Origin of the sequence: Limnohabitans sp. 2KL-51, from assembly GCF_003063645.1 — a bacterium.
GTDB lineage: Bacteria > Pseudomonadota > Gammaproteobacteria > Burkholderiales > Burkholderiaceae_C > Limnohabitans_A.
The window spans coordinates 113,422-139,241 of sequence record NZ_NESJ01000011.1 but is presented as its reverse complement, the minus strand read 5'-3'; the positions used below and the strand labels follow the sequence as shown (position 1 = coordinate 139,241).

Here is a 25,820-nt window from a genome sequence, read left to right as displayed (position 1 = left end):
CGTTAACGCGTGCGCAGGCCAATCGCTTTGTGCCACAGCACCCCCAACCTGAATAAAGGGGGTGTTTGTGTGCACAAGCCAGATGTCAGCCTCAGGAGGGGCGGTGTCGCGCTTCCAAGGCCACCAGTCGATCGAGCTCGGCGCAGACGTCGGCCATGCGTCCAGAGATCACCATGCGGCCGGCACCAAGGGAGTTTTGACCACACTCATGGACACGCAGGACGCGCAGACTGGGTTGACGTTTGTTCGCGGGCGTCTTGCCTTGGGATGGTAAGGCACAAGGTAAGGACCGAACAGCCCATTCAGGATGCGGGCGTACAGGCTGTCTTTTTGGTAAAACCTGCACTGGGGTGCCGGTGGAGAAGGAGGTCAGGTTCTTGAACAGACCTGAAAGGGCAAGCAGAGCGATTCCCATGTGAAACCTTTCAAAAGCATGGAGGTTGGACACAGGCAGGATTGATGGAGAAAGTCGTCGGCTTCAGGGCTGATGAACAGCGCCCGCCACCTGAGGCCGCGACCGAAAAATGTCACATGACGAAGCTGTTGCGGATCAGGCCCACGGCCAGGCCTTCAATGTCAAAAGGCTCGCCGGGGTGCACCACGATGATCGGGTAGTCGGGGTTTTCGGGCAACAGTTCGATGCCCGTGGCCGTTTTGTTCAGGCGTTTGACCGTGACCTCGTCACCCAGGCGGGCCACCACGATCTGGCCATTGCGTACTTCCTTGGTGGATTTGACGGCCAACAAGTCGCCGTCCATGATGCCCGCATCCCGCATCGACATGCCACGCACCCGCAGCAGGTAGTCGGGTTGCTGGGCAAACAGGCTGCTTTCGAGTTGGTAGGTGCGGTCGACATGTTCTTGCGCCAGAATGGGTGAGCCCGCAGCCACACGCCCCACCAAAGGCAGGCACAGCTGACCCAGCCCGGGTAGGCTCAGGCTGAACAGATCAGACGGTGCGCGCAAGCTGCTGCGCGAGCCGCCTTTGAGGCGTATGCCGCGCGAGGTGCCACTGACCAACTCGATCGCGCCCTTGCGAGCAAGGGCCTTCAGGTGCTCTTCTGCGGCGTTGGGTGATTTGAAACCCAGCACGTTGGCGATTTCGGCGCGTGTAGGCGGCGCGCCGGTGTTGGCGATGGTGTTCTGGATCAGTTCCAGAATTTCTTGTTGGCGGGCAGTGAGTTTGGGGCTGTCGGTCATGGCGGTCTCCTGGTGGGGATTCGGGCTGTTTTTTCATCCAGTGACTGTATTTTTAAACAGTTTTATAGGTTGTGCAAGCTCACAATGAAAAAAAAGCTTGAAATTAACCCTCACTGGCGCAGCCGGATGGAAGGTGCAGTGGTCGAAAACAGGGGCTTGCACGCAGGGGCTGGCGCGAGGGGCGCTAAGGCACATTTGTGCGGAGCGCTGCTGAACCAGCCGGTGCACTGGGGGGGCGTGGTGTGTCGTCCGCCAACAACAAAGCCCCTAAAAGGGGCTTATCGGGAGGGTGCAGCCTGACGGCTGCGCGCCATGGATTTATTGGGCCAGTGCGGCAAATGCGCGCGCGGTGATGTCTTCCACGCTGCCCGTGCCGCTGATAGCTCGGTACTTGGGGGCGGAAGCGGCATCGGCCAGCGCCCAATTGGAGTAGTAGTCCACCAGGGGGCGGGTCTGGTCGCTGTAAACCTGAAGACGCTTCTTGACGGTTTCTTCCTGGTCGTCAGAGCGCTGCACCAGGGGCTCACCGGTCACATCGTCCACGCCAGCCACTTTGGGCGGGTTGAACTTGACGTGGTAGGTACGACCCGACGCGGGGTGTGAGCGGCGGCCGCTCATGCGTTCGATGATGGCGTCAAAGGGCACGTCGATTTCGAGCACGTAGTCGAGTTTGACCCCAGCAGCCTTCATGGCGTCAGCCTGGGGGATAGTGCGGGGAAAGCCGTCAAACAGGAAGCCGTTGGCACAATCAGCCTGGGCGATGCGTTCCTTGACGAGGTTGATGATCAGGTCGTCACTGACCAGCCCGCCCGATTCCATGACGGCTTTGGCTTGCAGTCCCAGCGGGGTGCCGGCCTTGACGGCGGCACGCAGCATGTCGCCAGTCGAAATTTGGGGAATGTCGTATTTTTGGCAAATGAAAGTGGCTTGGGTGCCTTTGCCTGCGCCGGGTGCGCCCAACAAAATCAGTCTCATGGAAGTTCCTTATGGCTTGTCATGGAGTGGGTCTGCCGGGCCTCGAGGGGACCCATGGTGTGGCAAACGACTGCAGTGAGAATATCACGCGAGGCTCAAACCAGGCTTACGCTCCGATCGCTGCCCGAACGCGTTCCAAATCTTCTGGGGTGTCCACTCCTGGTCCGGGGGCCTGGTCGGTGGTGTAAACGGCAATGCGGTGACCGTGCCACAGGGCGCGCAGCTGTTCCAGAGACTCCAATTGCTCTATAGGGGCGGGAGGCAACTGGGGGAACTGGGCTAAAAAACCGGCGCGATAGGCGTAAATGCCCACATGTCGCAGGGGTGGCGGGGTGGGCAGTTGGGTGAAGGGTTCGTGGTCCTTGCCCAAGTTGGAAGCGGCACTTTGCCCATCACGCCACCAGGGAATGGGTGCGCGGCTGAAATAAAGCGCTATCTGGCGGGCGTCCGTGACCACCTTGACCACATTCGGATTACAGAAGTCGGCCAGCAGGGTGATGGCATGGGCGGCTGTGCTCATGCTGGCCTCGGGCCGATCGATGAGCAGTTGCGCCACTTGGTCAATCAGTGCGGGATCGATCAGCGGCTCGTCGCCTTGCACGTTGACCACCACGGCCTCATGGCTCAGGCCCAACAGCTGGCAAGCTTCGGCCAAGCGGTCGCTGCCACTGATATGGTCTTGGCGGGTCAAGAGGGCCTGCACGCCGTGGGCCGCGCAGGCAGCCACGATGCGTTCGTCATCGGCGGCCACCACCACTTGGCGGGCGTTCGACAGCATGGCGCGCTGGGCTACCCGCACCACCATGGGCAGGCCGGCGATGTCGGCCAGGGGTTTGTTCGGCAGGCGACTGGACGCCATGCGGGCGGGAATCAGGACGCTGAAGTTACTGTCGGGAAGGCTCTGACGCATGGGCAGGCTTTCAGAGCGGGGGACGCAAAGCAGCCAGTTTCTCGATTTCCTCGTCACTCAAGGTGCGCGCTTCGTTTTCGAGCAGGATGGGAATGCCCTTACGCACGGGATAAGCCAGGCGGGCGCTGCGCGAGAGCAGCTCCTGGGTCTCTCGGTCAAAATCCAGCGGCCCTTTGGTGACCGGGCAGACCAGCAGTTCAAGCAGTTTGGTGTCCATGCGGCAATGATAACGGGGTAAGGCCAGCCGGCCAGCGGCTTAGGCTGTCCAATCGGGTCGTTTCATTGAAAGGATTTTTCAGCAAGCCGCTGGTCCAGCGCTTGCCAGAACGCAGATTCGGGCGTCAGCACCAAGGGTACGGCCAAGGCCTCAGGATGGTGCAGCCAGAGTTTGACCGCGTCTTTTTCTGTGCACAGCAAGAGGCGATCTGATGGGTTTGGCGACCCGTCTGCGTAGTCAAAATGGTCGGGCAAAGCGTGGGTGTGCTGCAGTTGCAGACCGGCTGCGCGCAGCATGGTAAAAAACGCCTCGGGGCGGGCCAGACCGGCCACCGCATCGACGGGCTGACCGATCAGGCTGGTCAAAGCCATGCTGCGGCCTTGCGCGTCATGCGCCAGTGGGGCCAATTGACGCTGCGCCTGAAAGCCGCCTGGCAAGCCATTGGCTCCGGTGTGCAGCAGCAAGTCCACCGATCGAGGCCAGGGCTCGCGTAAAGGCCCGGCCGGCAGCAGCCAACCGTTGCCCACGCCGCGCTCGTCCATGACGCAAATTTCCAGGTCCCGAGCCAAGGCCCAGTGTTGCAGACCGTCGTCGCACACCAATACATTGACCTCGGGGTGCGCTTGCAACAAGCTACGACCGGCCTCAGCACGGAGGGTCGCTACCCACACGGGGGCACCGGTTTTTTGATGGATCAGCAAGGGCTCATCTCCCACCTCGCTGGGCAAGCTGCCGGGCGAGACGCCACGGATGTCATCGAACACGCGGCCATGGCCACGTGAAATCACACCTGCATTCCAGCCCTGCTGCTGTAGATGTTTCACCACGGCGATGGTGAGTGGGGTTTTGCCTGCACCGCCGGCCACCACATTGCCCACCACAATCACCGGCACCGGCAGACGATGCGAATGACGCCAGCCCCGGCGCCACAGCAGGGCTCGGGTCCAGAGTAAAGCTGCATGGATGATCGCCACGGGCCGCAGCAGCCAAGCGATCAAACCCCTAGAAGTCCAGATCCGTGGCAATTGCTGGTGCAGCCAGACGGACAGGCGCATGGGTGTCAGGAGCCCGAGGACTCTGAAGATTGGGTGGCGAAGGTGATTTGCGACAGCCCCGTGCGGCGAGCCGCTTCCATGGCATTGACCACCGATTGGTGACTGGCCTTCGCGTCTGCGCTGATCACCAAGGTCGCCTCTTTGGAGGCCAAGGGCCCCAAAACGGCAGCCAAAGCGCCCACTGAGGAGCCATCAATGGGGGATTTGTTCACTGCATATTGGCCTTGCGCACTGACCGTGAGCACAATCTGCTGCGGCCGATCTTTTTGCTTTTGGGCATCTGCCAAGGGCAATGTCATGTTGATTTCGGTCAGCCGAGACCAAGTGGTGGTGAGCATCAAAAAGATGAGAACCACCAACAAAACATCGATGAAGGGGATAAGGTTGATCTCGGGCTCGACCGAGGGGGTGCGTTTGCGAAAGTTCACAGCGGACTCGTTCAGTGGCGCAGGTGCGTCAAGTGGCGGGCAAATTGTTCGCTGGCCACCTCCATCGACAAAAGCATGCTGTCCACCAGGGTTCTGAAGTAGCGCCAAAACATCAGTGATGGAATGGCCACGACCAAACCAAATGCGGTGTTGTAGAGCGCCACTGAAATGCCGTAGGCCAATTGGGCCGGTTGACTGCTGCCTGCTGTTTGAGCCGCGAAAATCTCGATCATGCCAATGACGGTCCCGAGCAAGCCCAGCAAGGGGGCTGCTGAAGCGATGGTTCCCAAGGCCGTCAAATAACGCTCCAGTTGCCGACCGGCCAAGCGGCCTGCCATTTCCATTTGCGCCCGGATGTCTTCATCCGAGGCGGAAGGATTTTTTTGCAGGCAGCGCAGTCCACTGGCCAGAACTGGACCTAAAACCCCATTTTTCTCAAGTTGCAAAACAGCTTCTTCGGGGGCAAGACCACGGCGGGTGATTTCAAAAGCCTGTTCCAAGGTTTGTGGGGGTATGACTTTGTGCTCGCGCAGCTGAACCAGTCGATCAATGATCAAGGCCAAAGCCAAAATGGAGCAAAAGATCAGCGGCCAGATGGGCCATCCAGCGGCTTGAATGATGGATAACAAAACAGTTCCTTCTTTGGGAGGCAAAGTGTCAAAAGAGCATCATTATGGATGATGGCAAGCTCTTCAGGCCCGCTGCGAGCACCAAGCCAACGACCAGCCCATCGCTTGAATGGGCTGTGGATAACTTTGTGGAAAAGTTTTACCATTTCTGTGTTTCCCCATTTTTCGTGATGGACACATATGTTTCATGTACTCATTAATAATTAAAAAAAGCAATTAAATCAAAGGCTTATCTTTTGGCCAAACCAGTGTGTTGGCCATGCTGCATTGTTGTGAACCACGTTGTCCTCTGTGGACGAATGGCAAAAGACGCACTTGTTGTTGGATCTGCAGGCTGTAGGACAATCAAGGGCATGAGCCCTCCAGAGATGCCCCCTACACGCGCTTGGACCGTTTCAGCTTTGTGCCGAGCTGTGGCCGATAGCCTGGATGCCCAGTTCAACCCGGTCAGCTTGCGCGGCGAAATTTCGGGCTTTTCGCGCGCGGCCAGCGGGCATTGTTATTTCTCGATCAAGGACGAAACGGGCCAGATCCGCTGCGCCATGTTTCGGCGTGCCGCCAGTCTGATGGACTTTGCGCCCCGTGATGGCGAACTGGTCGATGTGCGTGGGCGTCTGGGCGTGTACGAGGCCCGAGGCGATTTGCAACTGATTGTTGAGTCCATGGAGCGTGCCGGGCAGGGGGCTTTGTTTGAGCAGTTTTTGCGCCTCAAGGCCAAGCTCGAAACCGAGGGTCTGTTTGACACGACGAACAAACGCGCTTTACCCACCCAGCCCCGTGCCATTGGGGTGGTGACTTCTTTGGGGGCCGCCGCTTGGCATGATGTGGTGACCGCCTTGCAGCGGCGCGTGCCACACATTCCAGTGTTGATGGCCCCAGCGTTGGTACAGGGGGCGGGGGCTGCGGCCACGCTGGCGCTGGCCTTGCAAAATATGTACGCTCTCACGGCCGAAGACAACCCGCTGTGTCCGCCCGTGGATGTGATCTTGTTGGTGCGCGGTGGCGGCTCGATGGAAGACCTCTGGACCTTCAATGACGAGAACCTGGCCCGTGTGATCGCCCAAAGTCCGGTGCCACTCATTTGTGGCGTGGGCCACGAGACTGATTTCACCATCGCTGATTTTGTGGCCGATGTGCGCGCCCCGACGCCCACGGCGGCTGCTGAGATGGCCGCTAACGACCGGGGTGTGGGGCTTGAAGCCCTGTCTGTGCTGGAGCAGCGCCTGAGTCGGGGCTTGATTCGTCAGCAAGATCGGCAGGCACAGCGTTTGGACGCTGTGGCAGCTCGGTTGGGTGTGGGTTTGGTCCGTCAACAAGAGCGACAGAGTCAGCGGCTGAATGCGGTGGCGTCACGGCTGGGCCGTCCGCAAGCCTTTCTGGGCCAGCATAACCAGTGGCTGGACCGGTTGGCCGGTCGTTTACAGACGGGGGTGCGGAGTCAATTCATGGCGCAGGGCCATCAGTTGGAGCGCCTCAATGACCGTTTGGATTTTAACCAGGCTCAGCAGGTGCCGCAACGCGCTCAACGCTTGGAGCGTGCCGCTTTGCGCTTGTCGGCGGTGGACCCGCGTCAGGTGCTTGAGCGCGGTTATGCCTGGCTCAGTGACGACAAGGGTCAGGCGCTCACCCACGCCGGGCAATTTCAACCCGGTCAGAGCGTTCAGGCCACTTTGTCCGATGGCGTGGTGCCTTTGGCCGTGAAAGTCTGAGACGCCAGCGCGTTCGGGCGGGGTGGGGCCGGGGCGACGATTTCTGGTACCCCAGCATGAGGAGCCCCGGCCCCACCCTGTCTGAAAGCACCGCTAACACTGCAGTGACCCTGAATACGGTAAGGGGCATCGCGCTCCCTTAAAATGTCTGAAACATTTTTTTAACCTGCAATAACCTAAGGACCCCTCATGGAACACACCTTGCCCGCACTGCCTTACGCGATCGACGCTTTGGCTCCTCACTACAGCCAGGAAACCCTGGAGTTTCACCACGGCAAGCACCACAACGCTTACGTCGTGAACTTGAACAACCTGCAAAAAGGCACTGAGTTCGAAGGCATGGCTCTTGAAGAGATCATCAAAAAGTCCAGCGGCGGTGTGTACAACAACTCGGCCCAGATCTGGAACCACACTTTCTTTTGGAACTGCATGAAGCCCAACGGCGGTGGTGAGCCCTCCGGTGCTTTGGCTACAGCCATCAACGCCAAGTTCGGCAGCTACGCCGCATTCAAGGAGGCCTTCGTCAAGAGCGCCGTGGGCAATTTCGGCTCTGGCTGGACATGGCTGGTCAAGAAAGCCGACGGCTCGGTCGACATCGTCAACATGGGCGCTGCAGGTACCCCATTGACCACAGGCGACACGGCTTTGTTGACCGTGGACGTTTGGGAACACGCTTACTACATCGACTATCGCAACATGCGTCCCAAGTTCGTTGAGACTTTCCTTGGCAACTTGGTGAACTGGTCGTTTGCTGAGAAAAATTTCGGCTGATCGAGGTTTTCTTGAAGTTAAAAAAAGCCCGCTGATGCGGGCTTTTTTAATGGTGTCGATCAGCATTGGGATGTCGGACCTGATGGCACCGACCTAAAGTGAACAGCAGACCGCTGAGCTGATAACGGGGTGGGGCCGGGCGCCGATTTCTGGTACCCCAGCATGAGGCGCCCGGCCCCACTCCGTTCTCAGCGGACTTCGCACAAACAAGCAAGTCAGCGAATCATCATCCCACCATCGGCCACCACGGTCTGACCGGTCACGTAATTGGCCGCCGGGCTCGCCAAAAACACCGCGATGCCCCCAATGTCATCCGCCTCACCCATGCGGCGCATAGGGGCTTGGCTGTTGTATTTGGCGCTCAGCACCGGGTCCTCGTGCAGTGCCTTGGCAAAGTCGGTCTTGATCAAGCCCGGGGCAATGCAGTTGACGCGGATGTTGTCCGGTCCCCATTCCACCGCCAGGTTGCGCGCCAGCTGCATGTCGGCCGCTTTGGACAGGTTGTAGGCTCCGATGACCGAGGAGCCGTGCAGCCCACCAATGGACGACACGATCACGATGGCCCCGTCTTTTTGGGCCTTCATGTCGGGGTAGACCAGGTTGCACAACCAGGCATTCGACAGCACGTTGTTGCGCATGACCTTGTCAAACACCTCGTCGCTCATGCCCGTGGCCGGGCCGTAATAGGGGTTGGTGGCCGCATTGCACACCAAAATGTCGATCACCCCCCAGGTTTGGCGGGTTTGCGCGATCAAGTTTTGCAGCTGCTCCTTGCTGGAGATGCTGGCCGCAATGGCCATGGCTTCGCCGCCAGCGGCCTGGATCTCTTTGACCACCACTTCACAGGCGTCTTGCTTGCGGCTGGACACCACCACTTTGGCGCCTTGCAGTGCCAACTGGTGTGCGATGGATCGGCCAATGCCCCGGCTGGAGCCGGTGACGACGGCGACTTTGCCTTGCAGATTGAACAGCGACATGAAACGGCCTCCTTGTTGAATGTTTGGCAGTCTGCCTGTGCGCGGTGCGGGTGTCTGTCTTGCGGGTGTCACCGCTTCAGGACTCTCAACGTCTGAGCCACAATGCTGCCCATGGAACAAGTTGATGCTGTCGTGATTGGGGCTGGCGTGGTCGGCCTGGCTGTGGGGCGGGCGCTGGCGCTCTCGGGACGTGAGGTGCTGGTGCTCGAATCGGAAAACGCCATTGGCACCGGCACCAGTTCGCGCAACAGCGAAGTCATCCACGCGGGCATTTATTACCCGGCCGGCTCGCTCAAGGCGCGGCTGTGCGTGCAGGGCAAACAGGTGCTTTACGCCTATTGCGCCGAGCGTGGCGTGGCGCACCGGCAGCTGGGCAAGCTCATCGTAGCCACAACTCCAGAGCAAGTGCTGGCGCTGGACGGCATCATGGTCAAAGCCGCCGCCAACGGCGTGCACGACCTACAAAAACTCACGGCTGCCCAAGCCCAAGCGCTGGAGCCCGCGCTGTCTTGCGAAGCGGCGCTGCTTTCGCCCAGCACCGGAGTGATTGACAGTCACGGCTACATGCTCGCGCTGCAAGGCGATATGGAAAACGCAGGCGGCTTGCTGGCGCTGGTCTCGCCTGTGCAGCGCATTGCCGTGCGGCAGGGCACAGCCACACACCCGATTCGGGTGTGCACACAAGACGGTACCGAACTTGCGTGCAAGGTGCTGGTCAATGCCGCCGGGCTGAGCGCCGTGGCGATGGCCGAGCGGATGGACGGGCTGGACACAAGCCTTTTGCCTCAGGCCCATTACGCCAAGGGCAACTATTTCACGCTGGCGGGCAAGGCCCCGTTCTCCCGCCTGATCTACCCCGTGCCCGAAAAGGCTGGTTTGGGGGTGCACTTGACGCTGGATTTGGGTGGCCAAGCCAAGTTTGGGCCGGACGTGCAATGGGTCGAAAACCCCGCTGACCTGCAAGTCGATCCGCGCCGGGGCGACGCCTTTTATGCCGAGGTGCGCAAATATTGGCCGGGTTTGGCCGATGGCGCTTTGCAGTCGGGTTATGCGGGCATACGCCCCAAGATCAACGCACCGCACGAAGCAGCAGCTGATTTCATGATCCAAGGCCCCGCAGAGCACGGCGTTCCCGGTCTGGTGAACCTGCTGGGCATCGAGTCGCCGGGCTTGACCAGCTCGCTGGCGATTGCCGAAGAGGTCTGTGCTCGGTTGGCCTGAGGCCAGCATGATCCGCTGCTAACCCCTTCATGCACGCTTCGTCTTCATTCTTTCAGCGCTTGTTTCAAAGGGTAGTAACCGCGCTTTTGCGCCATGGCACTGAGCCAAAAACCATTTTTCTCCTGGCCATTTTCTCAATTTTGGACGGTTTTTTGCCCATGTTGCCCGCAGAAATGTTTGTGCTGGCCTTGTGTGTTCTTCAGCCGCAAAAGGGCAAACTCATTGTGTTGGTGTTTGCACTGGCTTCTGCTTTGAGTGCTTTTTTGTTGGCCTTGGGCATGGGGACGCTGACGGCGTCTGCCGATTCGTTGAGCCAAAAGCTGATGGGTGCGCAAGGGCCGCAAGTATTGGCCATGCTGCGGGACTGGGGACCGGTCAGCATGGTGTTTTTCTCGGTCTTTCCAGACTCTCCGCGTTCCTCCATCGCTTTGTTCGCCTTGAGTGGCGTATCCCCCAAGTCGATTGGCGCGATGGTGTTCATCGGCAAACTGATCCTGTACACCGGGCTGTTGTTGTTGATCCATCATTTGCCCTCCAGGGTAGGGCGTTGGCGTGGTGCAGGGCCATTTTGGGTGAGGTGGTTACAGCGTCGCGCGAGCCGCTTCGTGGCCTACTGCCGCCACATCCGTTGGCGTGCGAGGTGCCTCAACCAAGGCACTTAAACTTCCCGAGGGAGTTCACGACGCGCAATGGATCGCTTTTGAGACAGCGCAGGGGGACCAGTCGCACCTATCATGGCCCGCATGCATCCTTTTGACGAAGCCATTGACCTGCGCGCCTCTGAACTTCAGGTCACGCCCCACGAATTCACGGGTTCCACCCACCCCGGCTACGCCAACATGATCGGGCCGTTTGGCGGCACCACTTCAGCGCAGTTGCTGCAGTCGGCCATGTTGCACCCCGATCGCCTCGGTGACCCCGTGGCCCTGACAGTCAACTTTGCGGCTCCGGTGGCCGATGGCGCGATCCGTTTTGTGGCGCGGCCCGTGCGCACCAACCGATCGACTCAGCACTGGATCATTGAAGCCCATCAGGCTGAAGGCGTCGTGGCCACTGCCACAGCCGTGTTTGCCGTGCGCCGCGAAACCTGGTCAGACGTCGAGGCGGTGATGCCCGCCAACATTCCCGCATCCGATGCTGTGCCCCGCATGCCCGTCAAAGGCATGCCCGCCTGGCCACAGCGCTACGACATGCGTTTTGTCGAAGGCGCTTTTCCTGCTGCCTTCGATGAGCAAGAGCAAGCCCATTCCCGTTCGATCCTGTGGGTGCGCGACGAGCCCCAGCGGGCCCTGGACTTTGCTTCTTTGGCGGCCATCAGCGACAGCTTTTTTCCGCGTATCTATATTCGCCGCCGCCGCCAAGCGATGGTCGGAACGGTGTCCCTCACTACCTATTTTCACACCGACAGGGCCTTGCTGGCGCAGGTCGGCACGCACCATGTGCTGGGCGTGGCCAAGGCCCTCAACTACCGCCACGGCTACTTTGACCAGACCGGCGAACTGTGGAGCCCCGAAGGCCAGTTGCTGGCGAGCACGCACCAGTTGGTCTACTTCAAGGACTGAGAACGAGGGGCAGTTCACCGCAGGCTTCAAAAGCCTTGACGTTTTTATTAAACGCATCTACATTAATTTAATGTATACCAAGCTGAGCTGGGATGAGACCAAGAGGCAAATCAACCTGCGCAAGCACGGTCTGGACTTTGCCTTGGCAGGTGTTGTTCTCGATTCACGCTATCGGCTGGACATTCCGGTGGTTCGCGGCGCCGAGCAACGAACCTTGTCCATGTCCTATGCCATGGGATTTTTGGCTGTTTTGACGGTGGTGCACATGGCGCGGGATGCGTCGGTCCGGGTCATCAGTTTCCGCCGTGCCAGCCGCGAAGAAAGAGAGGCTTACCTTGTCTGGATCGAAAATGAATGCGATGAGCCGTAAAGACGTGATCACGGCTTTGAAGGCCAAAGAGCGCGAAGCACCTTATGTGTGGGACGGCCAGGACGAGGTCGAGCGCCCGGCAACGCCTGAGGAGTTGGCGCATGGCGTGGAGCAGGCCCGGAAACGCGGCAGGCCTGCGGGCAGTGGCGTCAAAGAACAGGTGGCCATCCGCCTGGATAAGGACATTTTGGAAGCTTTTCGCGCCCAAGGGCAGGGGTGGCAAACGCGAATCAACCAGGCTTTGAGGTGCTATCTGGCTGAGCACCCGGTGCAGTCGTGAGGACTGTTGCGGGGGCCATTGGGCTCAGCGCTTCATCTGCTGCAGCGCACTGGCCACTTCCGTCACCAGCGCCGGGCCTTTGTAGATGAGGCCGGTGTAGATCTGCACCAGGTCAGCGCCCGCTTCGATTTTTGAAATTGCGTCGTGTCCGCTCAGGATGCCGCCCACGCCAATGATGGGAAAGTCTTTGCCTAAAGCGGCGCGCAACTGGCGGATCACGCGGTTGCTGCCTTCAAGCACAGGCGAGCCCGACAGGCCGCCCATTTCTTCAGCGTGTGGCAGGCCGCTCACCGCGTCACGCGCCAGCGTGGTGTTGGTGGCGATCACGCCGTCCATGCCGTGTTTTTGAAGCGTGACGGCGATCACGCCCACTTGTGTTTCGTCCAGATCGGGCGCGATTTTGAGGAACATGGGCACGCGTCGACCGTGTTCCGTGGCCAGCTCTTCGCGCCGCGCCACCAGGGCGCCCAGCAGGCCGTCGAGCGCTTCGTCACTTTGCAGGGCGCGCAGATTTTTGGTGTTGGGGCTCGAGATGTTTACCGTCACATAGTCGGCATGCGGGTAGACGCCTGCCAGCGCGATCAAATAATCGTCGGTGGCGTTCTCGATGGGCGTGGCAGCGTTTTTGCCGATGTTCAACCCCAGCAAGCGTCCTTGCTGACGGAACTTGGAACGCTTGACGTTGGCGATGAAGGCGTCCAGCCCGTCGTTGTTGAAACCCAGGCGGTTGATGAGCGCTTGCGCTTGAGGCACACGGAACATGCGGGGTTTGGGGTTGCCGGGTTGGGCTTTGGGCGTCACGGTGCCCACTTCGACAAAGCCAAAGCCCATCGCACCCAGACCGTCGATGCAGCGGGCGTTTTTATCGAGGCCTGCGGCCATGCCGACGCGGTTGGGAAAGTGCAGACCCGCCAGCGTGATGGGTTGCGCCACAAAAGGCTGGCGGTAAGCGCAGTCGAGCGGGGTGTTTTGGGTGCGGGCCAGGCCTTCGATGGTCAGGTCGTGGGCCGCCTCGGGGTCCATTTTGAACAAAAAGGGGCGGGCAAAGGCGTAGGGGATCAGGGACATTGGATAATTCCGGGCAGCAAAGGCGTTGACAACAATTGACCTGATTGTCTCAAACCCCGGCGTGCTTCTATTTTTTACACACACCCAACCCCATGACCCAAGACGAACTCAAAGCCCTGGTGGGCCAAGCCGCCCTGAAATACGTTGTTCCCGGCGAAATCGTTGGCGTGGGCACTGGCTCCACAGTCAATAAATTCATTGACGCCTTGGCCACGATGAAAGACCAAATCAAAGGCGCGGTGTCCAGCTCCGAGGCTTCCACCGTGCGCTTGAAGGCCCTGGGCATCCCGGTGTTTGACAGCAACGATGTCGAGAGCTTGTCGGTCTACATCGACGGCGCGGACGAGATCGACCAGCAAGGCCACATGGTCAAGGGCGGCGGTGCGGCGCTGACCCGCGAAAAAATCGTGGCTGCTCAGAGCAAACAGTTTATCTGCATCGCGGACGAGAGCAAATTGGTCGGTGCTTTGGGTGCGTTCCCTTTGCCGGTAGAAGTCATCCCCATGGCGACTGCCCGTGTCATGCGCCAGTTTGTGGCCATGGGCGGCACGGCCGCTGTGCGCCTAAAAGACGGTCAGCCTCTGGTGACCGACAACGGCCAGCACATCGTTGATGTGAAGGGTTTGACGATCACCGACCCGGTGGCTTTTGAAACCGAAGTCAGCCAGTGGCCTGGCGTGGTGACTGTGGGTGTGTTTGCGCTGCAAAAAGCGCAGGTGTGCCTGCTGGGCACTGCTCAAGGCGTGAAGACGCTGGCGTTCTGACGCGTGGTTCTACAGCCTCAAGCCCGGCGCAGCAACAGGCGCAAATCGGGACCCACCCGGTCCACCGCATGAAAGGCCAGTTGGACCGCACCACTTAACTCGGTGAGCGCAGGTAAATTGGCCAGGCCCTGGCCTGGGCCCAGCAGCTGTGGGGCGAGGTAGACCAGAAATTCGTCCACCAGCCCTTCGCGAATGAACGAGCCGTTGAGCTTGTGCCCAGCCTCGACATGCAGCTCGTTGATCTCGCGAAGGGCCAGGTCGCGCAACATCGCCGCCAGATCGACCTTGCCGCCGGGGCCGGGGCAGTCGATCACGGTCACGCCGCGTGCCGTCAGCGCGGCGCGTTTGTCCAGGTGTTCTGTGGTGGCGGTGTAAACCCAGATTTTCCGGGCCTGATCGCCTGTGCCTTGCGTGTCCAGCAGCTTGGCATTCAAGGGCATGTCCAGGCGGCTGTCCACCACCACCAAGTGCGGCTGGCGCGGGGTGTCCATACCGCGCACATTGAGCAAAGGGTCGTCTTCGAGGACGGTGCCGATGCCGGTCAGGATGGCGCAGGCCTGGGCGCGCCAGGCATGGCCGTCGGTGCGGGCTTCGGGGCCGGTGATCCACTGGCTTTGGCCGTTTTGCAGGGCGGTTTGTCCGTCCATTGAGGCCGCCACTTTCATGCGCACCCAGGGCAGGCCCCGTTCCATGCGGCTGAAAAAGCCGATGTTCAATTCACGGGCCTGAACGGCGGTGTCATCCTGCGCATCCAAGATGTCGGTCTGCACACCCGCAGCCGCCAGCCGCGCCATGCCTTGGCCCGCGACTTGGGGGTTGGGATCGGTCAGTGCCGCAACCACGCGCCCAATGCCAGCTGCCGCCAGCGCATCGCAGCAAGGGCCTGTGCGGCCGTGGTGGGCGCAGGGCTCCAGCGTCACCCAAGCGGTGGCGCCTTGCACGCTGAGCCCGCGTGTGGCGGCATCGCGCAGCGCCATGATTTCGGCATGAGGGCCACCTGCACGCTGGGTGTGGCCTTGGCCCAGCACCGTGCCGTCGGCGGCGGTGATCACACAACCCACACGCGGGTTGGGTGAAGTCAACCACAGGGCCTGGCGGGCCAGGTTCAGGGCCAAGTTCATGGCTTGGGGTGTCGGTTTCGAAAGGGTCACGGCGAAAGACGGGTGCAACAAATCATGGCAAGGATACGCCAAGCCAAACGGGCACCGCATCGCGGCTGCTGTGCAGGGTGAGTTCGCCCATGCGCGGCTGGGCCTGCCCAGTCGAGTTCCCGCCAAAGCCGCCACCTGTAGCCCCTAATGTAGGTCCCACGGTGGGCCACTGCACACGCACCTGCAGGTCCTCCAAGGCCAGACCGGAGCGCGTTTGCACCTGGCTTTGAATTCTGTAGGTGGTGCCCTGTACCGTGGTGGGGGCCTGCAGTGAGCAGCCAGAGCGGCTGGACTGAAGGCAGTCCATGGCATCCAGGGCCAGAGCGAGGGCCACGGTGTGTTGCCGAGTTTCACTGGCTGTGAGCAGGGTGTGCAGGGTCAGGCGCGTGGCCGCGGCCAACCCAATGCCCAGCACCGCCGAGGCCACCAGCGCCTCGATCAGTGCCATGCCTTGGGCTGTGCGCCCTGAGTTGGCGTGGGATGGCTGGCCAGGCGCTCGGCATTTGGCGGAAGCGGCTTTCATGGCTCACCCTCGCGCCAGCTGCCAGGCACGCGCTGTACCTGCCGCGCGTTGATGCCCGGGGGCCAGGGCAGTCGGTGAGGGGATTGGTGAAGTTCGCGGGCCTCGATGCGGCTGCCGCTTTGTAACTCGGGCAAGCCCGACTCGACCAACAGTTGCCCTTCAATGTGCCCGGCGTGCCAGGCCCGGGCTTTGTCGTCCTGGCATTGGGTTTGCAGAACCACGGTGCCCACCACGCGCACGCCAGGGGCCATGGACGGGCAGCGCTGGGCGCAGGCTTGGGCTGAAAACACCAGCAGCACCGGGGAATCTGGGGTGCCCAGGCTTTGGCTCCAGGTGGCGGAGCTGTCTATCCAGTAGACGCTGCGTGCAGGTTGGCTCAGAGTGCTCAGGCCGTTGCGCGATTGCGCCTCAGACCAGGCGCGGATCTGTTCGGGAGTGATGTCGCCCAGCACGCTGCTCCAGGCTTGGGTCCCGCAGTTTGTGCGGGGCGTGGCGGTGTCCGGTCCTGTGAGTGTGCCGCCTGCGGGCAAATGCTCTGCGCCAAAAGCCAAGCAATTGCGCCGCTCGGCTGTGGAGATCAGGCCGTTGTTGTTTTTATCGGCCAACCAGAAACTGTGTACCGCTGCACCGGTTGCCGTGCCGCTGCAGGCAATGCTCGTTTTGCTGAGCGGACACACGCTGACCGCAGCACCGTTTGCAGGCGCGGCGCAGCCATTGAGCACCACGGCGGCCGTATTGGGTTGTTCTGGGGCTGGTGCCACGGTGGGGATGAACACCTGGGCCTGAACCTGCGCTCGGCTAGTGCCATCTTTGAGGCTGGCGCTGGCCAGCAATTGGGTCACATGGGGCGAGCTGATCAGGTCACGCACGGCCATCACCCGCACCACCGCGTCAGGCAAGCCCGGGTGTGCAGGCGGCAGCAAGGCCACGCACTGCCAGCGTGGTCCGCTGAAAGCGGCAGGGCAGGGCGCGGCGGCTGGGCCTGGGGCCCAAACGGGTGGCGTCGGGCTGCTGGCGTGTTCCCGCTGCATCTCGGCCCGCGCCCAGGCCAAGGCCGCTTCCGCGGCCAGTCGCGCCTGAGCGGCCTGGCTTTGGTTGTGACTGGCCAGACGGTCCACCAGCACGCTTCGGGCGCTGTAAAAACTGGCCAGACTGGCCAGCAGCCCCAAGCTGATTGCCACCAGCAAGCTGATGGCACCGCCTTGCACTGCGTGCCCCAAGGGGCCGCATGGACGGCGCAGCTTGCTTGGCTGGATCATGGGACAGCGCCACAAACCGCAGGCCAGGGCGAGGCGGGCACGTCGTTGCGCAGCGACACGGTCTGCGACAGGCTCAAGGCGCGCGTGGCATCGCGCGGCCACTGCGCGCTCAGCTCCACCGTGACCCAACGCGCCAACCAGCGCCCGCGTTTTTCGCAGTGCACCTGCCAAGCCAAGCTGGTCATTTTCAGGCTGCCTGCATCGGTCAAATCGGTCCAGACCTCGGGTGTGCAGGCGGTGCGGATCTGCAACTCATGGTCCTTCAATCGAAAGCCTGAACACTCGTTGTTGTCCAACAGCCCATTGAGGTTGCGGTCCTGTCCAAAGCTGATGCGCTGGCCCTGCACCAGCAAGTCGGCCTGGCCGGCGCAAAAAGCGTCTGTGCAATGGGTTTTGGCACGTTCACGCCAAGCTTGTCCGAGCGATTGCGCCTCGCGCAACTCTCGGGCGATGGTGTCCAGCGCCGAGCGCAGGTCGTGGTGCACATGGCTGTCTTGCAGGGCCAGCCGATGTCCCTGCAGGTGCTGCGCCAGCATTTGGCTGCCAGCGGCCAGCACCACCAATCCCACGCTCAGACCCACCAACAAGCCCACCAGGGTTTCGCCTTGTTGAGCGCTGGTTGCGCAAACACCGGCCTGGCCCCTGCCGCAAAAAACCTCGAGGTCCTCAGTCATGGGCTGGGATGCGCAGGTGTCAGCACTGGATCTTGTGGGCATGATCAACTCATTGCCGCCAGCAACGACCTGGATCGCCCGCAAGATCGGCCCCACTGCTGAGCACCACGGTGGCCATGTGCCGCAGTTGCAGGCGCATGGGTGCGCAGGCGCTGTCGCGCGCTTGCGCCCCGATGGGGGTCGCGATCAGGCTGTAGCCCTCCCTGCTGGCGTCTTCGATTGCGAGGCGGTAATGACCGCCAGGGGACAAGTCGCTGGCCCAGCCCAAGTTGGCCAAATCGCTGGCATGGCTGCTTTGGGTGCCACGCCAGCGCGCTTGGGCCAGTTGCAGTTGCTGTAAGGCGCTTTGTGCATCGCTGCGCCGAGCCTGGCGCTGCTGCCCCTGAAACGCGGGCAAGGCCACGGCCGCCAGAACGGCCACCAAGGCCAGGCTGACCAGCAGCTCACTCAAGGTCCAGCCCGATGACTGGGCAGCAGCACCCGTGGTTTGGCAACTTGCAGGCATCTTCATGTTCCCCTCCTGTTTAAGTCTCACATTGTGAATACTTAATAATGACTTGTACAGCCGAGCCGATCGGGTGTTTGGGCAAGCCAAACCGACTGCAGGTTTTCACGGATCAAACAGGAGTGCAGGTTATGAGCAACCGAGGTTTCACGCTGCTCGAAGCGCTGGTGGTGCTGGCCATGCTGGCAGTGCTGCTGTCATTGGCGGCCCCTGGCCTTCAAGGCTTGAGGCAAAAGCACCAGATGCAAAGCCAGGCTGAGCAATTGCAGGCCAGCTTGCTGTTGGCGCGTTCTGAGGCCTTGCGACGCCAGCAGCGGGTGACCCTGTGTGTGCGTGCGACAGCAGTAGATGCGGGAGAGGACTGTGCGCTGGCCGGATCTTGGTCGCAAGGCTGGGTGGTGTTTGTGGACGGCAACGACAGCGGTCGCCGCGAGGCGGTTGAGACCGTGTTGCAAGTGCAAAAGGCTTTGCCTGACTTTTTGACGCTGCAAGGCAATGCCATGGTGGACCGCTACATCTCTTACGGTCCGCAAGGCCGCAGCCAAAGCACATCGGGTGCTTTTCAGGCAGGCACCTTGACCCTGTGTGGGGCAGGGCAAAGCCATGTGTGGCGTGTGGTGATCAACGCGGTGGGCAAGCCCCGACTGGAAAAAGCCCAACGATTGAACAGTGGCCCATGCTGAAGCAAGATCGGCTAAGACCAATTCTCAGCCCATGCCCGATGCCGTGAAGGTTTGAAGGCGCCCCAGCACGGGTGAGGGTCAGCGCTGGACCTCGTCGACCAGTGTCTTGAATGCGTCGATGTCTTCAAAGTTGCGGTACACGCTGGCAAAGCGTACGTAGGCGACTTTGTCGAGTTTTTTCAGCTCGCGCATGACCAGTTCGCCAATGCGGTGCGAGGCCACTTCGCGGATGCCCAGGTTGAGCAGCTTTTCTTCGATCCGCTCGATGGCACCGTCGACCTGCTCGGTGCTCACAGGGCGTTTGCGCAAAGCCAAGTTGAGGCTGGCGCGCAGTTTTTCGCGTTGGTAATCGATGCGCCTGCCATCCTTTTTGACGATAGCCGGAAAATTGACTTCAGGCTTTTCGTAAGTGGTGAAGCGTTTTTCACACGCACCACATTGGCGGCGACGCCGAATGAAATCCCCGTCTTCGGCCAAACGGGTCTCGACCACTTGGGTTTCAAGGTGGCTGCAAAACGGGCATTTCATCGCGCGAGCCGATCAGCCGTAGACCGGGAAGCGGCTGGTCAGGGCGTGCACCTTGGCGCGCACAGCGGCCAGGTTGGCTTCGTCCAGCGGGTTGTCCAGCACATCTGCAATCAGGTGGGCCGTGGCGCGGGCTTCTTCGTCCTTGAAACCACGGGTGGTCATGGCAGGGGTGCCGATGCGCACGCCACTGGTCACAAACGGCTTTTCAGGGTCGTTCGGGATGGCGTTTTTGTTGATGGTCATGTGCGCGTTGCCCAATGCGGCTTCGGCCACTTTGCCGGTGATGCCCTTGGCGCGGAGGTCCACCAGCATGACGTGGCTCTGGGTGCCACCGCTGACGATGCGCAGACCGCGTTGGGTCAAGGTCTCGGCAATGATTTGCGCGTTCTTGATCACTTGGGCTTGGTAAGCCTTGAACTCAGGCGCCATGGCTTCCTTGAAGGCCACGGCCTTGGCCGCAATCACATGCATCAGAGGGCCACCTTGCAGGCCAGGGAAGATGGCGCTGTTGATGACTTTTTCGTGCTCGGCCTTCATCAAGATGATGCCGCCGCGGGGGCCGCGCAAGCTCTTGTGTGTGGTGGATGTGACCACGTCAGCGTGGGGCACGGGATTGGGGTAAACGCCTGCGGCGATCAAACCCGAGTAGTGGGCCATGTCGACCAAAAAGATCGCGCCGACTTCTTTGGCTACTTTGGCAAAGCGGGCCCAGTCGATGTGCAATGAATAGGCCGAAGCCCCCGCAATGATGAGCTTGGGCTTGTGCTCACGGGCTTTTGCTTCCATGGCCTCGTAATCAATGGCCTCATTGGCATCCAAGCCGTACGAGAGGGCGTTGAACCATTTGCCAGACATGTTCAGCGGCATGCCGTGGGTCAGGTGACCGCCTTCGGCCAAGCTCATGCCCAAGATGGTGTCGCCCGGCTTCAAGAAGGCCAAAAACACAGCTTCGTTGGCCGAGGCGCCGCAGTGCGGCTGCACGTTGGCGGCTTCGGCACCATAAATTTGCTTGATGCGGTCAATGGCCAACTGCTCGGCCACGTCCACATGCTCGCAACCACCGTAGTAGCGCTTGCCGGGGTAGCCTTCGGCGTATTTGTTGGTGAGCTGGCTGCCTTGGGCTGCCATGACAGCGGGCGAGGCGTAGTTTTCGCTGGCGATCAGCTCGATGTGGTGTTCTTGGCGGGCGTTTTCGGCTTGGATAGCGGCGAAAATTTCGGGGTCGGTTTGTTCAATCAAGTGGTCGCGGTGGTACATGGCAGTCCTTTGGATGGAGGTGACCTTGACCCGAACCGGCGGTTCATTGACAAGGGCTGCCCAGGCGAACGGCTGAAAACCTGGTCCGCCATGCAAGACGAGCGGTCAGGCTGCGCGCTTCCCAGTGGTTCGGCAGTGAATTGGGTCACCACGCTCCACGTCAGAGTGCCCTGTTTCACAGTTAAAACAGGCTCCTATCGCCAGTTGCGCACCCTGTGAGTGTAGCCCAGCCTGTCGACGGATCTGGACCTCAAATTCACATGTTGGCTTGAGGTGATTTAGGTAAGGCGGGGTTGATTTTGTCTGACCAGGCTGTTTTTTGGTTTTTGCTCAGGTTGTCCAGCAACTTTTTTTCAGCCAAAACGCGCTCCACGTATTGGTCGTGATTGCCTTGCCCAGAAGCGATGGCGTACAAGCGCAGAGCATCTTCCAGAGTCCCCGCATCCTGAATCAAACCCTGCAGCTGCCGCGTGCCGATCCTCAGATTGGTCAGAGGGTCAAAGGCAGCCAGTCGGCCTCCAAAAGGGGACAATGCACCGATGTGCGCGCTAGGTTCTATTTGCATCAGCCCCAAGCCACCTTGTTCGCCAAACGCAAATGGGTTAAAGCGCGACTCAATGGCCATCACAGCCAAGATCAAAGTAGGAGAGACCTGGCTGCGCTCACCCAACGACCAGGCTTCTGTAACCAAGGCTGCCAAGGGCTCCTTGGAGACTTTGTATTTGCTGCTGAGCCAACGGGTGACGGACGCTTGATCGCTGCTCAGGTTCTGCATATGGGATGCGGTGGAACGGGCTGCTGCTGTCGGTATCTGAGGTTCCGAGGAGGCATTTTGTTCCACCTGACGCAATTCAAGCCATCCCATCAATGTCTCGCTGGCCGTTTGCTGCAAGGTGGGACGAGCCAAAAGCGCCAAAGCCAAGGCCACCACAGCCAACCCGATCACGGCCAGGCTGTGGCGGGTGATTTCCACGAAGCCTTCTCGCACATCGAAGGCCACGGTAGACATGGCCTGTTTGAGGTGGGGCCAAGTCAATGTTGCTGTCATAGCACTTCCTCTCATTTCAAGAACCAGTGGCATGTGCAAGAGGCTCTTGGTGGGTTGGGGTAGGAAAGTCGCAAATTGCGACCCGCACTGTCGTGGGTTAAGCCGGTGACGGCTGTGATGTCGGTTTATCCCGTATGGTCACCAAGTGGGGCGGATTTTAGGAACTTTTCATACCTGGTCAAGTATATTAAATTCTAAAAACATTTGAAAATATTATAAAGAAATCTTCTGTGTCTGTAATTCATCAGAGATTTCGTCCGAAAACAGGCCAACAGGCTGTCCAGCGCAAATAACAGCGAAAATAGCGACTTCTTGCCCGCGTGGCTCACTTGTCGATTCAAGTGCCGCCATTTCTGCCTGTATGCCCATTTGGCAACACCGTGCTTTTAAAGTTTTAACTGTGACTTCTTCCAAGCCTTTCGACATCGCCGCCCTAGACCCTTTGACCGCAGGGCTTTTCAATGCCCCGACTTCCAGCGAGCGCAGTGCCCGCTTGCGCGATTGGTTGCTGACCGAGCCCTCTGATGATTTGATGGCCGAGGTCTATCGCGAACTGTCGGGCCGAGACAAGGGCGTGGCCAAGTTGCTCAAAGAAAAACTCGACGAACTCAAGCGCCTGCATGGCCAGGAAGCCTTGGCCACCGAGTGGGCCCATAAAGCCGAACAGTTGCTGCAAGCGCCGCGTCTGAACATGGCCGATGCGCTGGCCTGGCAGCGAGATGCCGCCAAGGCCGGTGCGCCGCTGTCACGCGAACCCTTGGCGGGCCTCAAACATCGCTTGACCGAAGTGGTCAAGGGCGTGGAGGACCTGCAGCACCAGGTCATGGTGCAGCGCGAAGCGGCGGTGCTGCTGGCCCAGCGCATTGAGGTTCTTTCTACCAAATCGCTGGCCGAGGCCCTGGGCGGTCAAACCGGCTTGGAGGCCGACGTGGCGCAGTGGCAAAACCAGGCCCAGGCCCTGACGCAGAGCAGCGTCTGGCCCAGCGTGGAGCTGAAATACCCACCTCAATTGGACGCTGCAGGCAAGCAGCTGCAGGCTGTTTGGGACGGTTTTTCGGCCGCAGCGGCTTTGGCTGCTCTGGCCCAAACCGATGTCACAACTGCTTTGCCACCAGTGCCCGTGTGGGCCGACGAGATCCGCCGCCTGCGAGGAGAATTTTCGCAACAGGTCCCTGCTGCAGCCGAATCGGCCAAGCCCGCCAAAACAGAGCAAGCTGAAAAAGCGGTTAAACCCAAAATCGACCCCGCCCAGCGCCAGGCGCTGCGTGAGCAAGCCATGTTGGCTGTGACCCAAGCTTTGGAGGTGCTGGAAAAGCAACTGACCGAGGGCGAAGGTGCATCGCCTGCCGATGCTGTCGTGGCTTTGCGCAACGTGCTCAAGACCCACGGCAAACAGTTGGACACCAGTCTGGACGAGCGTCTGCACAAGTCTTTGACGGCCGGCGGCGATGCCGAAGGCTGGCAACGCTGGCTAGCCGATCAGGTGCGCACCGACCTGGTCACTCAAGCCGAAGCCTTGCTCGACGCCAACAAGGTCCCCACCGTGGGGGGCCGAAAAATGCAAGACAAGTTGCGCCAATTGCGCGACGGCTGGAAGCAAATTGACCAGGGTGGCTTGCCCAACCACGCGCTGTGGAAGCGTTTTGATGCCGCTTGCAACGAGGCCTACAAAGCGGTGCTGGCTTGGCTGGAGCAAATGAAAAAAGACTCTGCCGATCAGCGAGCCCAACGGGTGGCGCTGATGGACGAGGTCAAGGCCTGGACCGAAGAGCATGCCCAAAGCGACGACTGGCGCGCCCAGTTGCGCGCATTGCACCAGTTTGCCGACCGTTGGCGCAATGCCGGCCACTTGAGCGAGAAAGCCTTTGGCGAAATGCAGGGCCAGTGGAAAAGCATTTTCAAAGCCGCCGCAGCCCCCCTCGAAGCGGCGCAAAAAGCCAGCATTGAGCGCCGCCAGGCGCTGATCAACGAGGCCCGCGAAGTGGGTGCTGCTCCGACCTTGCGTGTCGACGCCGTCAAAGCCTTGCAACAACACTGGCAAGTGGAGGCCCAGTCGGTGCCGCTGGACCGCAAGACCGAGCAAAAACTATGGGAAGTGTTCCGCGCCCCGCTGGACGAGGCCTTCCAACGCAAAGGCACAGACCGCCCTCAGCCCACAGGCCCTCTCAGTGCCCACGATCGCGTGGTCCTTGATGCTTCCAAAGCCTTGGATTCGGCCAACGCCAGTGGCGATGCGGCCAAAATCCGAGCGGCCATGAACGCGCTTGACGCGGCCTTGCGTGGGCAAGCCTTGCAGGCGCAAGCTGCCCAAGCAGTCCAGTCACTCGTTTCGACATCCACTTCAAGCGCTGCGGCTTTGGTGCCCCCTCAAGCATTGGCCGAGGCCCAAGGTGATGAAACTTCAGCCCCTGCAGACGCAACCGCAGAGGTTCCAGCAGACGAACAAGACAGCGACGCGGCAACTGCCCAAGCGCCGCAAGCAGCACCCGATTCGGACAGCGTGCTCCCAGAAGAGCCTGCGCCGCCCGTGGTTGCACCCAAGCCCGCCAAACCTGTGGTGGCGGTGCGCGGCGACGATCGGCCTGGCCAAAAGCGACCCGAAGCACCTGCTGGGCGCGATGGCCGCCGTGATGGCCGCCCTGGCGAGCGCGGGGCGCGCCCCGGTGGCGACCGGGGTCCAGGTGCCGGCCGTTTTGGTGACCGAGGAGCTGAACGCGGGGGCGATCGCTTTGGCGACCGCGCTCCGCGAGAAGACCGCGGCCCGCGCCTGGGAGATGCGGCTTTCCGCGCCCAACGCGAAGCCATGGAGCGGGCTGAAATGTCGCTGCGAAAGCTGGCGGCACAAGCGCACGGCGAGACCCTGGGTCGTGTGATGACGGCTTGGCAAGCGCGCCAAGTCGAGGACTTGCCGACTGTGCAAGAGCTGGGCAAAGGCATCAACGCCGCCACCCGCCAAGCCTGGGCTCAAGCCGTGAGCGCCGAGCCTAAAACCTCGGGTGCCACAGCCTTGCTGCGCTTGGAGATGGCAGCCGATGTGCCGACGCCCGCTGACCATCTGAGTGACCGGCGCGCTTTGCAGTTGCAATTGCTGACCCAGCGCAATCAACCTGGCCCCAATGAAACCTGGGCACTCGATGTGGCACAGGTCCTGTCAGGTCCGCACGACGAATCCACCGCACGACGCTTGCAAAACGTTCTGAAGAACTTGTTGCGAAGCTGACAACTCGTGAGTCGGACCTGAAGGCACCGACCTACAAAATGTTTTGGGTGTTTGGCGTCAGGTCCAAGCGGGTGAAATCACTGCAGCGCTGTATCCTGAACACTTGGGCCCGAGCGGGTGCATGATCCAGTGACCAGTCGCTCAGCACATGCCTTTGCCCTGATCCCAGTGGGTGGTCTGCGGGCTGGTGGGTGTGGCCATGCACCAGGCGATCGGCCTCGGCGCCGTTCATCCAATTCAAGGCCATGTCCGAGTCGGCATCGGCATAAACGGTGCCGCTGTGTTTTTGGGATTCGCTTTGCGCTCGCATGCCGCGGGCCAGCGCCAGGCGCTCGTGCAGGGGTTTGGCCAAAAAATCAGTTTGCCAGTCGGCGCTGCGCACCTGCTGGCGAAATGCTTGGTAGGGGCGGTCGTCTAGGCACAGCTCATCCCCGTGGCTGAGCAAAATGCTTTTCTCGCCCAAGAGCAGCAAGCAGGGGTCGCTCAAAGCGTGCACGCCGCAATCGGACAAGAAGCGCGGCCCTACCAGAAAGTCCCGGTTGCCTTTCATGAAAGCCACATGCAAGCGCTCTGCGGTCTGGCGCAAGACCTGAGCACAACTTTGTAAAAAGGGGTCAGTTTCGGCGGCGTCGTCGCCCACCCAGACCTCGAACAGGTCACCCAGAATGAGCACCGCATCGGCCGTCGTATTCGCCATGTAATGGCGCCAAGCTTTGAAAGTGGCTGGCTCTGATGCCTGAAGGTGCAGGTCCGAGATCAAGTCTACCGTCTGCCATGCCGCTGGCGCTGTCAGCCGACGGAGCGTCGGGGCTGTGGTGCGCGGGTCAGCGGACACGG

28 protein-coding genes and 1 riboswitch are annotated in these 25,820 nt (G+C 60.7%); of the genes, 10 read left to right on the top strand and 18 right to left on the bottom strand.

Going from position 1 to position 25,820, the window contains the following annotated elements; all coding sequences use genetic code 11:
- Positions 1-527: 527 nt before the first annotated feature.
- The 7 genes from lexA to B9Z49_RS13195 form a co-directional block, all read right to left on the bottom strand.
- Positions 528-1,199: a transcriptional repressor LexA gene (gene lexA / locus B9Z49_RS13225; protein WP_108353916.1), complete on the bottom strand. Its 672-nt coding sequence runs from the start codon at positions 1,197-1,199 to the stop codon at positions 528-530.
- A 318-nt stretch (positions 1,200-1,517) separates the two neighbouring features.
- A complete protein-coding gene (adk, locus tag B9Z49_RS13220) occupies positions 1,518-2,174 on the bottom strand; it encodes an adenylate kinase (RefSeq protein WP_108353915.1) in 657 nt (218 codons plus the stop codon).
- Between the two features lie 106 nt (positions 2,175-2,280).
- Entirely contained in the window at positions 2,281-3,084 is an 804-nt protein-coding gene (gene kdsB / locus B9Z49_RS13215) for a 3-deoxy-manno-octulosonate cytidylyltransferase (RefSeq protein WP_108353914.1), read from the bottom strand.
- A gap of 10 nt (positions 3,085-3,094) precedes the next feature.
- Entirely contained in the window at positions 3,095-3,301 is a 207-nt protein-coding gene (locus B9Z49_RS13210) for a Trm112 family protein (RefSeq protein WP_108353913.1), read from the bottom strand.
- 62 nt (positions 3,302-3,363) lie between these two features.
- The gene (lpxK, locus tag B9Z49_RS13205) at positions 3,364-4,356 is read right to left on the bottom strand and encodes a tetraacyldisaccharide 4'-kinase (protein WP_108353912.1); all 993 of its coding nucleotides are present in this window, start codon (positions 4,354-4,356) and stop codon (positions 3,364-3,366) included.
- A gap of 5 nt (positions 4,357-4,361) precedes the next feature.
- Positions 4,362-4,784, bottom strand: a complete 423-nt coding sequence (locus B9Z49_RS13200; protein WP_108353911.1) for a biopolymer transporter ExbD — start codon at positions 4,782-4,784, stop codon at positions 4,362-4,364.
- An 11-nt stretch (positions 4,785-4,795) separates the two neighbouring features.
- Complete coding sequence (locus tag B9Z49_RS13195) at positions 4,796-5,413, bottom strand: MotA/TolQ/ExbB proton channel family protein (RefSeq protein WP_108353910.1); 618 nt, start codon at positions 5,411-5,413, stop codon at positions 4,796-4,798.
- Between the two features lie 353 nt (positions 5,414-5,766).
- On the opposite strand from B9Z49_RS13195, the gene xseA reads away from it, so the two are divergent.
- Together xseA and B9Z49_RS13185 are read left to right on the top strand one after the other, a co-directional pair.
- Positions 5,767-7,122 carry an exodeoxyribonuclease VII large subunit gene (xseA, locus tag B9Z49_RS13190; RefSeq protein ID WP_108353909.1) on the top strand — a complete coding sequence of 452 codons (1,356 nt, stop codon included), beginning with the start codon at positions 5,767-5,769 and terminating at the stop codon, positions 7,120-7,122.
- 189 nt (positions 7,123-7,311) lie between these two features.
- The gene (locus B9Z49_RS13185; protein ID WP_108353908.1) at positions 7,312-7,893 is read left to right on the top strand and encodes a superoxide dismutase; all 582 of its coding nucleotides are present in this window, start codon (positions 7,312-7,314) and stop codon (positions 7,891-7,893) included.
- Positions 7,894-8,108: 215 nt separating this feature from the next.
- On the opposite strand, the gene B9Z49_RS13180 is transcribed toward B9Z49_RS13185, so the two are convergent.
- The gene (locus B9Z49_RS13180; protein WP_108353907.1) at positions 8,109-8,870 is read right to left on the bottom strand and encodes an SDR family NAD(P)-dependent oxidoreductase; all 762 of its coding nucleotides are present in this window, start codon (positions 8,868-8,870) and stop codon (positions 8,109-8,111) included.
- Positions 8,871-8,981: 111 nt separating this feature from the next.
- Between B9Z49_RS13180 and B9Z49_RS13175 the strand changes: the two genes are divergently transcribed.
- The 5 genes from B9Z49_RS13175 (at position 8,982) to B9Z49_RS13155 (ending at position 12,303) form a co-directional block, all read left to right on the top strand.
- The gene (locus B9Z49_RS13175; RefSeq protein WP_108353958.1) at positions 8,982-10,091 is read left to right on the top strand and encodes an NAD(P)/FAD-dependent oxidoreductase; all 1,110 of its coding nucleotides are present in this window, start codon (positions 8,982-8,984) and stop codon (positions 10,089-10,091) included.
- A gap of 158 nt (positions 10,092-10,249) precedes the next feature.
- Positions 10,250-10,753, top strand: coding sequence for a hypothetical protein (locus tag B9Z49_RS13170; RefSeq protein WP_146188528.1), 504 nt, complete (start codon positions 10,250-10,252; stop codon positions 10,751-10,753).
- A 72-nt stretch (positions 10,754-10,825) separates the two neighbouring features.
- Positions 10,826-11,653 carry an acyl-CoA thioesterase II gene (locus tag B9Z49_RS13165; protein ID WP_108353905.1) on the top strand — a complete coding sequence of 276 codons (828 nt, stop codon included), beginning with the start codon at positions 10,826-10,828 and terminating at the stop codon, positions 11,651-11,653.
- A 70-nt stretch (positions 11,654-11,723) separates the two neighbouring features.
- The gene (locus tag B9Z49_RS13160; RefSeq protein WP_108353904.1) at positions 11,724-12,023 is read left to right on the top strand and encodes a BrnT family toxin; all 300 of its coding nucleotides are present in this window, start codon (positions 11,724-11,726) and stop codon (positions 12,021-12,023) included.
- Positions 12,013-12,303: a BrnA antitoxin family protein gene (locus tag B9Z49_RS13155; protein ID WP_108353903.1), complete on the top strand. Its 291-nt coding sequence runs from the start codon at positions 12,013-12,015 to the stop codon at positions 12,301-12,303. The genes B9Z49_RS13160 and B9Z49_RS13155 overlap by 11 nt, the downstream gene beginning before the upstream one ends.
- 24 nt (positions 12,304-12,327) lie before the next feature.
- On the opposite strand, the gene B9Z49_RS13150 is transcribed toward B9Z49_RS13155, so the two are convergent.
- Positions 12,328-13,371, bottom strand: coding sequence for a quinone-dependent dihydroorotate dehydrogenase (locus B9Z49_RS13150; protein WP_108353902.1), 1,044 nt, complete (start codon positions 13,369-13,371; stop codon positions 12,328-12,330).
- A 92-nt stretch (positions 13,372-13,463) separates the two neighbouring features.
- Here B9Z49_RS13150 and rpiA point away from each other — a divergent pair, with 92 nt between their 5' ends.
- Complete coding sequence (rpiA, locus tag B9Z49_RS13145) at positions 13,464-14,135, top strand: ribose-5-phosphate isomerase RpiA (protein ID WP_108353901.1); 672 nt, start codon at positions 13,464-13,466, stop codon at positions 14,133-14,135.
- A 17-nt stretch (positions 14,136-14,152) separates the two neighbouring features.
- Here the strand turns inward: rpiA and ribD are convergent, their stop codons facing one another.
- From ribD to B9Z49_RS13120, 5 genes are read right to left on the bottom strand one after another with little or no spacing between them, the layout of a single operon-like run.
- Positions 14,153-15,256 carry a bifunctional diaminohydroxyphosphoribosylaminopyrimidine deaminase/5-amino-6-(5-phosphoribosylamino)uracil reductase RibD gene (gene ribD / locus B9Z49_RS13140; protein WP_108353900.1) on the bottom strand — a complete coding sequence of 368 codons (1,104 nt, stop codon included), beginning with the start codon at positions 15,254-15,256 and terminating at the stop codon, positions 14,153-14,155.
- A 52-nt stretch (positions 15,257-15,308) separates the two neighbouring features.
- Positions 15,309-15,809, bottom strand: a complete 501-nt coding sequence (locus B9Z49_RS13135) for a hypothetical protein (protein WP_108353899.1) — start codon at positions 15,807-15,809, stop codon at positions 15,309-15,311.
- Positions 15,806-17,068 (bottom strand): hypothetical protein, encoded by a 1,263-nt coding sequence (locus B9Z49_RS13130; protein WP_108353898.1) that lies wholly within the window; start codon positions 17,066-17,068, stop codon positions 15,806-15,808. The genes B9Z49_RS13135 and B9Z49_RS13130 overlap by 4 nt, the downstream gene beginning before the upstream one ends.
- Positions 17,065-17,742 carry a PilW family protein gene (locus B9Z49_RS13125; protein ID WP_233254618.1) on the bottom strand — a complete coding sequence of 226 codons (678 nt, stop codon included), beginning with the start codon at positions 17,740-17,742 and terminating at the stop codon, positions 17,065-17,067. The genes B9Z49_RS13130 and B9Z49_RS13125 overlap by 4 nt, the downstream gene beginning before the upstream one ends.
- A gap of 49 nt (positions 17,743-17,791) precedes the next feature.
- Complete coding sequence (locus tag B9Z49_RS13120; RefSeq protein ID WP_108353897.1) at positions 17,792-18,253, bottom strand: type IV pilin protein; 462 nt, start codon at positions 18,251-18,253, stop codon at positions 17,792-17,794.
- A gap of 125 nt (positions 18,254-18,378) precedes the next feature.
- Here B9Z49_RS13120 and B9Z49_RS13115 point away from each other — a divergent pair, with 125 nt between their 5' ends.
- Positions 18,379-18,930, top strand: a complete 552-nt coding sequence (locus tag B9Z49_RS13115; protein ID WP_158273500.1) for a GspH/FimT family pseudopilin — start codon at positions 18,379-18,381, stop codon at positions 18,928-18,930.
- A 78-nt stretch (positions 18,931-19,008) separates the two neighbouring features.
- Here B9Z49_RS13115 and nrdR read toward each other — a convergent pair whose 3' ends face one another.
- The 3 genes from nrdR to B9Z49_RS13100 all read right to left on the bottom strand — a co-directional run bounded on the left by nrdR (position 19,009) and on the right by B9Z49_RS13100 (position 21,763).
- Positions 19,009-19,458 (bottom strand): transcriptional regulator NrdR, encoded by a 450-nt coding sequence (nrdR, locus tag B9Z49_RS13110; protein ID WP_108353895.1) that lies wholly within the window; start codon positions 19,456-19,458, stop codon positions 19,009-19,011.
- A gap of 12 nt (positions 19,459-19,470) precedes the next feature.
- Positions 19,471-20,715 (bottom strand): serine hydroxymethyltransferase, encoded by a 1,245-nt coding sequence (gene glyA, locus B9Z49_RS13105; protein WP_108353894.1) that lies wholly within the window; start codon positions 20,713-20,715, stop codon positions 19,471-19,473.
- Positions 20,716-20,766: 51 nt separating this feature from the next.
- Positions 20,767-20,933, bottom strand: a riboswitch (ZMP/ZTP riboswitch).
- Positions 20,934-20,971: 38 nt separating this feature from the next.
- Complete coding sequence (locus B9Z49_RS13100; protein WP_158273498.1) at positions 20,972-21,763, bottom strand: transglycosylase SLT domain-containing protein; 792 nt, start codon at positions 21,761-21,763, stop codon at positions 20,972-20,974.
- Positions 21,764-22,124: 361 nt separating this feature from the next.
- On the opposite strand from B9Z49_RS13100, the gene B9Z49_RS13095 reads away from it, so the two are divergent.
- Positions 22,125-24,983: a DUF349 domain-containing protein gene (locus B9Z49_RS13095; RefSeq protein ID WP_108353892.1), complete on the top strand. Its 2,859-nt coding sequence runs from the start codon at positions 22,125-22,127 to the stop codon at positions 24,981-24,983.
- A 31-nt stretch (positions 24,984-25,014) separates the two neighbouring features.
- On the opposite strand, the gene B9Z49_RS13090 is transcribed toward B9Z49_RS13095, so the two are convergent.
- Positions 25,015-25,818 (bottom strand): UDP-2,3-diacylglucosamine diphosphatase, encoded by an 804-nt coding sequence (locus B9Z49_RS13090; protein WP_108353891.1) that lies wholly within the window; start codon positions 25,816-25,818, stop codon positions 25,015-25,017.
- Positions 25,819-25,820: the final 2 nt, after the last annotated feature.